The sequence below is a fragment of the Roseateles sp. P5_B10 genome, assembly GCF_056400485.1.
The window spans coordinates 1-12,278 of the sequence record NZ_JBFULE010000101.1; the positions used below are offsets into that span (position 1 = coordinate 1).

Below are 12,278 nucleotides of genomic sequence, written 5' to 3' on the forward strand. Positions count from 1 at the left end.
ACATGGTATGTGTCCAGTGGCTGCGGTTGGAAATGAAAACGACCCGGGAGTGCCCCGAGCCGTCGGGCTCGGCATGACGAGCCAAGCGCCCGCCATTGTAGCGACGGGACCGGTTGAGCTTGGTGGCGGCTCATGCGCGGCAGTCCCCGGCATGGAAAGGATTCGGCAAATTTTTCAAGCTGGCCGCGTCGGCATCCCTTCGGTGCAAAGACGGGCAGGAAATCCTTGCCGCTGCCTGAGGCGGGAACGGCCTTTGCCAATTGAAATGTTGGCAGCCGCCTGTCCACCGCGCCCAGAGCGCATACACGGCTTGAACATGAAAGATTTACCCACCCTCCATGCCGCCGATGAGAGCTCGACCGCGGGAGTTCACGCCCGAGCCTGGCTGCAGGACGACGTGGAGGAAGGTATCCGGCGCGGAGCGGCGTACGCGGGCGACTGGCGATACAACCGACTGTTGGCAGCGTTGCTGCCGGAGCACCGCCAGAGGTGGCTGGCGCAAGCGGAATGGGTCCACCTGCGCCCCGGCCAGATGCTTCACGAAGCGTCTGCCTTCATCCAGTGGGTGTACTTTCCGATCACCGCGCTGGCGTCGCTCTCGGTGCCGGATCGCGCGGGCGCCTGCGCCGAAGTGGCGACCGTTGGCCGCGAAGGTGTCGTGGGTCTGCCGCTGATCGATGGCAACTACACGCGCAGCCGCGCCGTGGTGCACATGCCGGGCAAGGCGCTGCGCCTGCGTGCCTCTGCCGTGGCCGAGGAGTTCGCGCGCCACGCCACGGTACGCCGGCTGCTGCTGGCCTATTCGCAGGCCCTGGTCGCCGAGATCATGCAGACCGCCTTATGCAGCCGGCATCATGGCCTGGAGCAGCAGCTCGCGCGCCTCATCCTGCTGCGGATGGACCGCCAGCAGTCCGATGAGCTGACCCTGACCCAGGAGTCCATGGCCGGCATGCTGGGCGTAAGACGCGAGAGTGTGACGCTGGCTGCAGCTCGGCTGCAGCAGGGGGGCTATATCCGCTATGCGCGGGGCCATATCACGGTACTGAATCGCAGCGGACTAGAGACGCGCACCTGCGACTGCTATCACACCATCCACCGCGAGTTTGAGCGCTTGCTGCGGCCCCGCCCGGTCTACTGACGCCGGGGCTGGCCCCGGCGTCCCTTGCGTCAGCCCTGCTTGCGCTGGCGACGGTAGCCGAGGAAGCCTGCGGCAGCCAGGCCGCACAACAGCATGGCAGTGCTGCTCGGCTCGGGCACCGGCGCAAAGTTCAGCGATCCGCCGCCCTGGCGAATGCGGAAGCAGCCCGCGAACGGCTCGACCTGTGACGGCGTGTTGGAGAAGGCCGTCAGTGCGACCGAATAGAAGGGATTGGGCAAGAAGAACGTCGGCTGGTTCAGCGCCACCGTCAGCATGGCGTTGGCCGAGGGGCTGAAGGTGCCGCCGCCGGTCGGCACCGTCAGCACGCTGCCCGAGATCAAGGCACCGCTGGCCAGGGCCACCTCACTGCTGGCTGTTTCGGTGGGCGTGTTGCCACTGAAGCCGAAGGTCGCTGTGCCGTTGTAGCCGTACAGCGTGTAGGTCAAGGTCGTGAAGTTGCCGAAATTGAACGTCGTGGTCGGATCGTTCGTCGTCGTGCCGGTACCGGTGAAGGCGAGATACAGCCCGTAGTCGGTGTTCAAGCCGGTGGGTGTGAGGGCGTTGCCGCCGAGCTGGAAGCCGGTGACGGGCAGATAGCCGGTCTCGGTGAAGTTGCCCAGTGCGTCGATGGTGACGGTGGAATAGTCCGAGATCAGGATGTTGTCGGCCGTGAGCGACGCGCCGTTCAGCCCGACCGCAGCAGGGTCGAGGGTGAACGAAGGCAGGGCCGCGGAAGCGGCGGCACAGACCGTCATCAGCGCGATGGCGACTGAGGCGCCGTGCAGGATTGGAAACCGCGACTTGCTGGGGTTGAGCATCATGCGAACTCCTTGCTGGACCGCCCACACCATGCGGGCGTGCGGCAGTACAGCAGTCGCATGGAGCGGCGTCTGCGCGCGCACTCACACATGCATCCCCAACACTGGTGGATCTGGACCCGACCAAACGAAAAGCCCGCACAGCGTGAGCTGTGCGGGCTTGGTATTTGGTGGCGCTTCAGGGACTCGAACCCCGGACCTGTGGATTATGATTCCATCGCTCTAACCAACTGAGCTAAAGCGCCTGAGCCGGCTATTCTAAGCGAAGTTTTTGGAGGCTGGCAAGCAGTCGCGAAAGATCACAGCGTGGGCTCGCGCAGATAGGCCTGCAGCGGCTTGCCCGGCAGGCGCTTCAGGCCCTCGACGACCCGGGTGGCGTTGAACACGGCGCCGGCGTCATTGGTGTGGGTGCGGGCGTCGGCGAAATAGGCGTCGACGCGCTCGGCACCGATGACGCGATAGGCCTCGGTCACCAGCATCGTCAGGTCGATGAACTGGGCGCCGTTCTCGCGTGCCACTTGCTCGCCCCAGGCGGCGTAGTTCTCGAAGTCGCGCGGCTGGCCCGCCTGCCAGCGATCCTTGTGCGGGATGGGCGACAACACGACGACATGGGCTCCCTTGGCCTTCGCATCGTTGATGTAGCGGGCCAGGTACCAGCCGAAGCTCTGCACCATCTCCTTGCTGCCGTCAGGCCGCGTGTCCTCGACCGCCTCCGGGCCGATGCCGGGCACCGAGCCGCGGTTCTTGCCGGCCGGGTCGCCGATGCGGGCGCCGTCGTTGTGACCGAACTGGATCAGCAGCGTGTCGCCGGCTTTCAGCTGGTCCAGCACGGAAGCCCAGCGGCCTTCGGTGAAGAAGGTGCGGCTGCTGCGGCCGCCGATGGCGTTGTTGACGACGTTGATGCGCTGGGTGTCGAAGAAGGGTGCGAGTCGCTCACCCCAGCCATAGGCGCCGTTCTGGCCACCGCTGCGCACGGTGGAGTCCCCAATCAGCACGAGGCTGGGCAACTTGGGATCGCGAGGTGCTTCGACCTTGACCTTGCGGGCGTCGACGACGGGCCGGTCGTCCGAGCCGTCGGGCGCGAAGCGGCGGGTGTAGACGGCGTCCGGCAGCACCTTGTTCTGGATCAGCCCGGCGATGACGAGCTGCGCGTTGACCGCCGCGCCGAGCCAGTTGGTGTGTAYGGTCTCCTGCGGCGTGTCGGCAGGGAAGAGCTTCTCGACCGTGGCCTTGCCGAGCGCCTCATAGCGCAACGCGCCCCATTCGTTGAGGTCGATGAAGGCCACGCCCTCCTGCCTGGCCACCTCGGCGGCCCAAGCCGCGAAATTACCGCCTGCGCGCATCACCTTCACACCATCCACCTCCCAGCGCTTGCGGATCACTGGGGAGCAGATGACGGGTGTGGCGCCGGCCGCGCGGATCTCGGCGATGTAGCCGCGCAGGTAGGCGCCGTAGGTGTAGACCGTCTCCGGCTTGCCGGTCAGCAGGTTGTCGATGTCTTCCTTCTCGGGCCCGATGCCGCGCAGCACGCCGCGGGCGCGGCTGTTGTCATTGACCGGGCTGGCATCGTTATGGCCGAACTGCATGACCACCCAATCGCCTCGCTTGATGAAAGGCTTGGTGCGGTCCCAGTGGCCGCTCGTGCGATAGGTGCGGCTGGAGAGGCCGCCCACGGCGCGGTTGACGACGTTGATCTTGTTCGTGTCGAAGTAGGCGGCGATCGGGTTGCCCCAGCCCCACTGACCTTCGGCTCCCTTGCCCTGGCCGTCGTCCTGGCCATTGCGCACCGTCGAGTCGCCGATGAGGATCAGCGACGGCAGTTCGGGCTTGGCTGGCTCGGGCAGCTTGACCTGGGCGCGGGCGGGGTCGGTGCTGGCGGTGAAGGTCTGGGCCTGTGTCAGGGGCAAGGCGAACAGTGAGAGCAAGGCGATGAGCGTGCGGATCATGGCGCGCATGCTAGGAGCAGGCCGGGCCAGGACGGCGCAAGTTCTTGAGCGATTGAGGCCCAGCAACATCGCGCAACAGAGCGAGTCCTAGAGTCGCGCCACTTCTACCGGGCACCCATCATGTCGCTTCGCCAGACCTCCCTGCTGCTGTGCCTGCTGTTGGCCACGGCGTCCACCTGGGCACAGATCGGCCAGCGCTTCCCGTCCGAGAAGCGCGTCGTGCCCGACCCCGTCACCGGCGCGCTGCTGACCTTCCTGACCACACAGCCGCGCGGCGACTCCAAGATCTACCCCAGCCATCCGCAGTGGACGGCCGACGGCCAGTGGCTGGTGTTCCGCTCCAACCGCGTCAAGGGCGAAGCCATCGCCGTCAACGAGGCCAGCGGCGAGATGGTGCAGGTCACCGAGGGCGGCTACGACGGCATGCTCAACCTCGCGCAGTCGGGCGGCAACAAGCTCTATTTCCTGCGGCCCGACAGGAAGGGCGCCCCCAGGGCCATGCAGGYCATCGAGGTGGACCTGGACCGCGTCTTCGCCGACAGCCGCGCCGGCATGATCAAGCCGGCCAGCAGCTACCAGCGCGTCATCGGCACGCTGCCGCCCGAACTGGAAGCCGTGGGCGACAACGCGCTCGACGCGGACGGTCAGTGGTTCTACTTCCGCATCCAGGGCAAGGCCTACGCCGGCGCGCGGCTGCCCGCCGGTACCAAGATCGAGCCACCTTTCGGCCCGCGCGGCATGGGCGCCGGCCCGCATGCCATCGGCAAGATCAACGTGCAGACGGGCGAGATCCGCCACGTCGTCTCGGTGCCCTTCCAGATCGGCCACATCCAGAGCAACAGCTGGAACCCGGGCGAGCTGGTGTTCAGCTGGGAGACGGGCGGCAAGTCGCCGCAGCGGACCTGGACGGTCAAGGGCGACGGCACGGGCCTGCGGCCGCTCTACCCGGAAGCGCCGTATGAATGGGTCACGCACGAGGCCTTCATCGGCAAGGACGAGGTGGCGCTGGCCATCATGGGCCACCGCGCTATTCCCGGCGTCGTTGATCCGAGCCGGCCGGCCGCCACCGACGTGGGCGGCGCCAACCCCGGTCAGGACGCCGCCTGGGGCGATGCCGGCACGCGCGAGAAGCCGACGGGCCTGGCCATCGTCAACCTGCGCACGCGGGAGATGACGATTGCGGGCCAGACACCCTCGGGCAGCGGCTTGTGGCATGTCCACGGCTCGTCAGACGGGCGCTTTGCGGTTGGCGACGACTTCAGCCGCAGCCTCTACCTGATCGACCGCAAGACGCGCGAAATGATCCTGCTGACCACCGGCCACAAGACGACGGCGCGCGACCACCCGCACCCGACCTTCAGCCCGGACGGCAAGAAGATCCAGATCCAGTCCGCCATGCTCGCCGCGGACGGACGCGAGATGAATATCTGCACCGTGCCGGTACCCCAGGCTTGGGTCGAGCGCAAGCCGTGAGCTTGTACGCTGACGGTTCGACGCCAATATTCAAATATTGATATTCGATTCGTTCGAATGAAACCGTCGCGGGCGGGTTTGTTGATATTGAAAATCGGGCGCCATATTGCCTAACGCTCAAATTGCCGGCACGCGGCTGGCGCATGGCCGCATCACTGGCCATTGGGCCGTTGCGCGCTCAGCCGCTGGGCCGGGTTAATCAGGAATTTGAGCGAATCTGCGCCTTTCAAGGGTTTTTGCGGAGTCAAAGCAATCACGGTCGTGATTCTTTGCCGGCGTGTGAACACAGCGCAAAACCGGCCCCTAGACTGTCTTCGGGGCATTAAAGAGAGCCTTTTCGAGTTCTCCCCGGTTGATATTTTCGGAGACAGACAAAATGCTGAAGAAGATTCACGGTGGTTCGCCGGTTTCGCGTTGGACGCCGCTGGCCCTGGCTATCTCGGCGGCCCTGGCCGGCCAGGCGCACGCCCAGCAGCCCGCCGCGCCGGCTGATGCCGCTTCGGCACCTGCGGCCGCCGACAAGGCCAAGGCCCAGCAACTCGACACGGTCACCGTCACCGGCATCCGCCGCTCCATCCAGAGCGCCATCGACCGCAAGCGCAACGCCTCCACCGTCAGCGACAGCATCGTTGCGGAAGACATCGACCAGTTCCCGGACAAGAACGTCGGTGAGGCGCTGTCGCGCATCACCGGCGTGCAGCTGTCGCGCTCGTTCGGCGAAGGCTCGCAGGTCTCCATCCGCGGCGTTGAGCCCAACCTGAACCGCGTCGAGATCAACGGCATGTCGGTGCTGGGCACCGCCGGCACCGCGGGCCGGGGCGCCGAGCTGCGCGAGCTGGCGTCGGAGCTGATCGCCTCCATCGACGTCATCAAGGGCTCCACCGCCGACCTGACCGAAGGCGGCATCGGCGGCACGGTGCGCATCACGACGCGCAAGCCGCTGGACTTCACCAAGCGCACCATCGCCGGCACGCTGTCGGCCGAGCAGGGCAGCCTGCGCGGCGGCACGCAGCCACGCGGCACGCTGCTGCTGGCCGACAAGTTCCTGGACGGCAAGCTGGGCCTGATGGCCAACCTCGTTTACGACAAGATCTACACGCGCGGCGACTTCTCGCGCAACACGTCCTGGGCCTTCCTGCGCGACTGGGACTTCTCGGCCGACAAGACCCTCACCAGCCTGAACGCCAACGCCGCGGCAGTCACCACTTCGGCCGGCTGCAACAGCCTGGCCGCCGCCGACCAGGCGCCCTGCCGGAGCCAGTGGTTCGACTACTCGCCGCGCATCTCGCGCTACGGCATCTGGACCCGCGACCACGAGCGCAGCTCCGCCGAACTGACCGCTCAATACCAGTTCACCAAGGAACTGGACGCCTACGTGAGCTACCAGGCCAACACGCAGGCGCAGCGGCTCAACGACATGAACTACGGCACCGACTTCTCGGCGGTGACGCGGCTGAACTCGGCGGGCAATGCGCCCGTCTACTCGGCCACCGGCGTTCCGTCGGGAGGCACCTGCGTGGCCGCGCCGGCGGCCGCCACGCCGGCCGGCATGACGGTGGAGAACCACCACGTCACGCAGTTCACGGTGGGCAACTGCCTGAACGTGGCCGGCCAGGGTGGCCAGGGCGCGTTCAGCACGTCGGCACGCGATTTCGCGTTGGACGTCAAGTCCAAGTACACCTCCGCGGGCTTCAAGTTCAAGAACGACAAGTGGCGCGTCGAAGGCCTGCTGGGTGACTCCAAGTCGGACTACAAGAGCGAGAGCAACAACATCGTGCTGACGCAGAACGCGCCCGGCCTGGTCGTCAAGCTCGACGCCAACCACCTGCCGCAGTTCACCTTCCCGACGGCCTACAGCCCCGACAACGCGTCGTCCTATGTCCAGGCCCAGCTGCAGTACCGCCCCTCGGCCACGAAGAACACTGAGCGCCAGGGCAAGCTGGACTTCCAGTACAACTTCGACCACAACTTTTTCCAAAGCCTGTGGTTCGGCGGTCAGATGCGCGAATCCACCTCGCGCCAGTACAACGGCGGCGGCTACCTGGTGCAGAACAACGGCAGCCTCGCCGCCACCAACGAGGCGGTGGACATCAACGCCCGCACGGCCAACGTCAACCAGACCCTCATCTGGGACCCGCTCTACACCGGCGCGGCACAACGCCCGAACGACGCGCAGACCTTCATCAACAGCGGCTTCAAGACGTCTTATGTGACCGGCGCGCGCATGCAGGAGGTCGTCAACACGATCCGCACGAAGTCGCCCGGCACCTTCATGGGCGGCTATGGCGACGTCTCTGGCGTTCCCACCAACTGGACGGCCCCGAGCTACGCGGCCACGGTGGCATCGAACATCTTCGATACCAGCGATTTCTCCCACAAGTACCTGTACGAGACGCCCGGCAGCGAYGGCAAAACCTATCCGCAGATCCCGGCCTTCGACATCACCGAGAAGATCAAGTCGGGCTATGCCCGGCTGGATTGGGGTACCGAGATTTTCGGCCTGCCGCTGGACGGCAATGTCGGCGTTCGCTACACCCGCACCGACGTTACATCGACCGGCTTGCAGGTGGATCGCACCTGCGATCCGGCCGCTGTGTCGACCTGCTCAGTCCTTGTGAACAGCAACAAGGTGGTGTCGCTCAGCAACAGCTATAACGACGTGCTGCCCAGCCTGAACGCCACGCTGCAGTTGCTTAACGGCAAGCTGTTGGTGCGCGGCGGTGCGGCCAAGGTGATGGCGCGTCCGGCGATCGACCTGCTGGCGCCCAACGTCACCTGCACGACCGGCAGTGGTAGCCCCGCGCGCCCTGGCGGCGACGGCACCGACGACTGCACGGCCGGCAACCCCGACCTCAAGCCCTACCGCGCCACCAAGTACGACCTGAGCCTGGAGTACTACCCCAGCCGCGACACGCAGGTCAGCCTGGCCACCTTCCGCACCGAGATCGGCACCTATGTGCGTACCGGCGTCTACCGGCCGAGCGTGAACTTCTACGGCGACGGTCGGCTGTTCGACGTGACCCAGGCCGTCAACGGCGAGGGTGCCAAGACGCAGGGCATCGAGCTGGCGGGCCGCACGGCCTTGTCCTTCCTGCCGGGCTGGCTGGGCAACTTCGGCGTGGATGCCAACTACACGCGCATGGCGTTCAGCTACGCCAAGGGCAACGAACTCATCAGCCCGCTGGACAACTCGGTTCTGCCTTACCCAGGCATGTCGAAGAATTCCTACAACCTGGGCCTGTGGTACGACGACGGCAACTTCAACGCGCGCCTGGCCTACGCTTATCGCGACAAGTACTACACCGGCGGCAACGACGTGTCGGGCAATCCCAACTTCAGCGACAAGACCGGCTACCTGGACGCCAAGATCCAGTGGAAGGCGACGAAGAACTTCACGCTGGCTCTGGAAGCCAAGAACCTGACCAACCAGGCCGAGCTGACCTATGCCGGCGACCTGGGCCGGCCCAACGAGCTGGCCTGGTCGGGCCGCCGCTACTACGTCACACTGGGCTACAAGCTCTGACCTGAATTGGACTCCCGGGCCGGCATGGCCTCTGTGTTGCGCTGATCGCGCACCGGCCCCCGCCTCCGCTGGGGCCGCTTTTTTTGACCGCCACCATGAGTCTTCTGCGCCATCTCCTCGTCTGCTGCCTGTTGTTGGCCGGCGTTGCGCAAGCCCAGCCCAGGCAGATGGAGAGGCTCGACCGCGGCGTCGTTGCGTTGACGACTTCGTCCGGCGTGTTCGTCAGCTGGCGCCTGTTGGGCACGGAGCCAGCCGGGGTGCGTTTCAATGTCTACCGCGATGGCAAGCGCATCAACCACGAGCCGCAGGCGCTGACCAACCTGGTGGACGCGCAAGGCCGCAGCGACAGCCTCTACACCGTGCGCGCCGTTGTGGGCGGCCAGGAGCAGCCCGCGTCCACCGCCACCGCGCCGTGGAGCCAGCCCTATCTGCGTGTGCCGCTGCAAAAGCCCGAAGGCGGCGTGACGCCCGACGGCGTGGCCTACCGCTACGAGGCCAACGACGGCGCGGCGGCCGACCTGGATGGCGATGGCCAATACGAGCTGATCGTGAAGTGGCAGCCCACCAACGCCCACGACAACTCGCACAAGGGCCATACCGGCCACACGCTGCTGGACGCCTACAAGCTCGACGGCACGCGGCTGTGGCGCATCGACCTCGGTCAGAACATCCGTGCCGGTGCCCACTACACCAGCTTCCTTGCCTACGACTTCGACGGCGACGGCAAGGCCGAAGTGGTGATGAAGACGGCCGACGGCACGGTGGATGGTGCGGGCAAGGTGATTGGCGACGTCAAGGCCGACTACCGCAACGAGGCCGGCTATGTGCTGGCCGGGCCGGAGTTCCTGACCGTGTTCAACGGCTTGACCGGCGCTGCCATGGCCACTGTGGACTACACACCGCCACGCGGTGACGTGGCCGCCTGGGGCGATGCCTACGGCAATCGCGTCGACCGCTTTCTGGCCGGCGTGGCCTACCTCGACGGCCAACGCCCCAGCGCGGTGTTCTCGCGCGGCTACTACACCCGCGCCGTGCTGGCCGCCTGGGACTGGCGCGATGGCAAGCTGACTCAGCGGTGGGTGTTCGACAGCGACGCGGATGCTGCGAGCAAGCCCGCTGCGGGCCAGGGCGCGCATTGGTTCTCGGTGGCCGACGTCAACGGCGACGGCCTGGACGACATCATCTACGGCGCTGCCACCATCTCTGGCACCGGCAAGCTGCTTTACAGCACCGGCCTGTGCCACGGCGACGCGCTGCACGTCAGCGCCTTCGACCCGGCGCGCGAGGGCCAGCAAGTTTTCATGGTCCACGAGACTCCGCGCTGCTACGGCGAGCATGGTCTGGAAATGCATGACGCCGCCACGGGCAAGCTGCTGTGGAGCATGTCCGGCAAGAACGCCGACGTAGGCCGCGGTGTCTGCTTCGACATCGACCCGGCCTACCCCGGCRCCGAATGCTGGGGCTCGGTCGGCGGCCTGATGAGCGCGGGCGGCAAGCTCATCAGCGAGCAGCACCCCAACCGCTACAACTTCGCCATCTGGTGGGACGGCGACCTGCTGCGCGAGTCACTGGACCACGTCGCCATCGACAAGTGGAACCCTGCCAGCTTCAAGTTCGAGAACGTGCTGAACGGCAAGAAGTTTGGTGCGGCGTCCAACAACGGCACCAAGGGCAACCCGGTGTTGTCGGCCGACCTGTTCGGCGACTGGCGCGAGGAAGTCGTCTGGCGCAACGAGGACAGCACGGCCCTGCTGGTCTTCTCGACGGCCGTGYCGACTGAGCACCGCCTCKTCACGCTGATGCACGACCCGCAATACCGCGTGCAGGTGGCCGCGCAGAACGCCGGCTACAACCAGCCGCCGCACACCAGCTTCCACCTCGGCCACGGGATGAAGCCGCCGCGCTACCTGCCCATCACCACGCCATGAGGCTGGTCGCGCTGTTGCTTGTTGCGCTGGCCGGCTGCGTCAGCATGGAACCTGCGCCGCGGCCGCTCTACCGCGACCCGGTGCTGGACGGCGCGGCCGACGTGTCGCTCGTCTTCAACCGCGGCCTGAAGCGCTGGGAGATGTTCTACACCAACCGCCGCGCGACGCTGCGGCTGGACGACCCCAAGGACGTGACCTGGGTGCACGCCACGCCCATCGGCATCGCGACGACGGACGACGGCAACCGCTGGCGCGCGTCGGGCGAGGCGAAGTTCCCTGCCGAGTGCACCGGCGCCACGCTGTGGGCGCCCGAGATCCAGGACTTCGACGACGTGTACCACCTGTGGCTCACCATCGTGCCCGGCGTGCACAAGAGCTGGACGGGCGAGCGGCGCATCGAGCACCTCACCAGCACGGACCTGCGCAACTGGACCTGCRCCGGCAAGGCGGAGCTGGGCTCGCCCAAGGTCATCGACGCATCCGTCATCCGCGCGCCGCAGGGCGGCTGGCGCATGTGGTTCAAGGACGAGCAGGCCGGCAGCAAGCTCACGGTGGCTGACAGCCCCGACATGAAGACGTGGACCGTGCGCGGCCCGGTCAGCCCGCTGCCCGGTGAAGGGCCGACGGTGTTCCAGTTCGCCGGCAAATGGTGGCTGGTTGCCGACCTGTGGAAGGGGCTGCTGGTGCTGCGCTCCGACGACGCCGAGCACTGGCAGGAGCAGCCCACGCGACTGCTGGCCGGCATCGGCGAGCACCCCACCGACCGCGCCAAGGGTCAGCACCCGGGCGTCACCGTTGTCGACGGCCGGGCTTACCTCTTCTACTTCACGCACCAGAGCGGCGAGCCTGAAGCGAAGGCCGACGACCGCTGGCACCAGCGCACCGTCATCCAGGTCGCGGAGATGAAGCTGCAGGACGGCTGGCTGACCGTGGACCGCAACGCGCCACCGCCGGACCTGCGTTCCGCATTCAAGGCGCGGTGAAAGGCCATTCATGAACACAGCCACCGAGGCACAGAGGCACGGAGGCAGACGCACTTTCTCTGTGCCTCTGTGGCTCTGTGGCTGTGTCCTGTTCTTTGCGGGAACTGTCCATGCGGCGCTGGACGTCTCGACTCATGCCACGCCTACCAGCCTGCCGCTGGATGGCGCCGTCATCGTTGGCAGCGCGAACGCTGATCCGCTGGAAGCATTCGTTGCGCAAGACCTGGCGGAAGACTTCAAGCGCCTCGGCTTGCGGACTGGCAACAAGGGCGCCGTGCAGATCTGGGTCGGCACGGCCGGCCGGCATGCGCAGATTGACGCCGCCGGCCTCGACCTCAGCAAGCTCAAGAGTTGCTGGGAGTGTTTCCAGATCGCACTGCTGCGCAACCCGAAGCCTGGTGTGAAGGCCGCCCTCGTCATCGCTGGCGCCGACCGCCGCGGCACGGCCTACGGGGTCTACACGCTGAGC

General features: G+C 66.5%; 8 protein-coding genes and 1 tRNA gene. 6 read left to right on the plus strand and 3 right to left on the minus strand.

Annotated features, from left to right (window positions below; all coding sequences use genetic code 11):
* Window positions 1-316: 316 nt before the first annotated feature.
* Window positions 317-1,138, plus strand: coding sequence for a Crp/Fnr family transcriptional regulator (locus tag AC1DU6_RS09440; RefSeq protein WP_457322681.1), 822 nt, complete (start codon window positions 317-319; stop codon window positions 1,136-1,138).
* Window positions 1,139-1,167: 29 nt separating this feature from the next.
* Here the strand turns inward: AC1DU6_RS09440 and pepA are convergent, their stop codons facing one another.
* The 3 genes from pepA to AC1DU6_RS09455 all read right to left on the minus strand — a co-directional run bounded on the left by pepA (window position 1,168) and on the right by AC1DU6_RS09455 (window position 3,902).
* Window positions 1,168-1,959 carry a flocculation-associated PEP-CTERM protein PepA gene (gene pepA, locus AC1DU6_RS09445; protein WP_457322676.1) on the minus strand — a complete coding sequence of 264 codons (792 nt, stop codon included), beginning with the start codon at window positions 1,957-1,959 and terminating at the stop codon, window positions 1,168-1,170.
* 165 nt (window positions 1,960-2,124) lie between these two features.
* A tRNA-Met gene (locus AC1DU6_RS09450) sits at window positions 2,125-2,201 on the minus strand.
* A 54-nt stretch (window positions 2,202-2,255) separates the two neighbouring features.
* Window positions 2,256-3,902 (minus strand): rhamnogalacturonan acetylesterase, encoded by a 1,647-nt coding sequence (locus AC1DU6_RS09455; RefSeq protein WP_477856878.1) that lies wholly within the window; start codon window positions 3,900-3,902, stop codon window positions 2,256-2,258.
* A 120-nt stretch (window positions 3,903-4,022) separates the two neighbouring features.
* Between AC1DU6_RS09455 and AC1DU6_RS09460 the strand changes: the two genes are divergently transcribed.
* From AC1DU6_RS09460 to AC1DU6_RS09480, 5 genes are all read left to right on the plus strand, one after another.
* Window positions 4,023-5,375 carry a TolB-like translocation protein gene (locus tag AC1DU6_RS09460; protein WP_477856879.1) on the plus strand — a complete coding sequence of 451 codons (1,353 nt, stop codon included), beginning with the start codon at window positions 4,023-4,025 and terminating at the stop codon, window positions 5,373-5,375.
* Window positions 5,376-5,751: 376 nt separating this feature from the next.
* Window positions 5,752-8,898: a TonB-dependent receptor gene (locus AC1DU6_RS09465; protein WP_457389070.1), complete on the plus strand. Its 3,147-nt coding sequence runs from the start codon at window positions 5,752-5,754 to the stop codon at window positions 8,896-8,898.
* Between the two features lie 95 nt (window positions 8,899-8,993).
* Complete coding sequence (locus AC1DU6_RS09470; protein WP_477856880.1) at window positions 8,994-10,826, plus strand: rhamnogalacturonan lyase; 1,833 nt, start codon at window positions 8,994-8,996, stop codon at window positions 10,824-10,826.
* The gene (locus AC1DU6_RS09475) at window positions 10,823-11,809 is read left to right on the plus strand and encodes a hypothetical protein (RefSeq protein ID WP_477856881.1); all 987 of its coding nucleotides are present in this window, start codon (window positions 10,823-10,825) and stop codon (window positions 11,807-11,809) included. Before AC1DU6_RS09470 ends, AC1DU6_RS09475 begins: the two co-directional genes overlap by 4 nt.
* Before the next feature lie 61 nt (window positions 11,810-11,870).
* The coding region (locus tag AC1DU6_RS09480) for a beta-N-acetylhexosaminidase family protein (RefSeq protein WP_477856882.1) at window positions 11,871-12,278 on the plus strand (408 nt) is incomplete at its 3' end.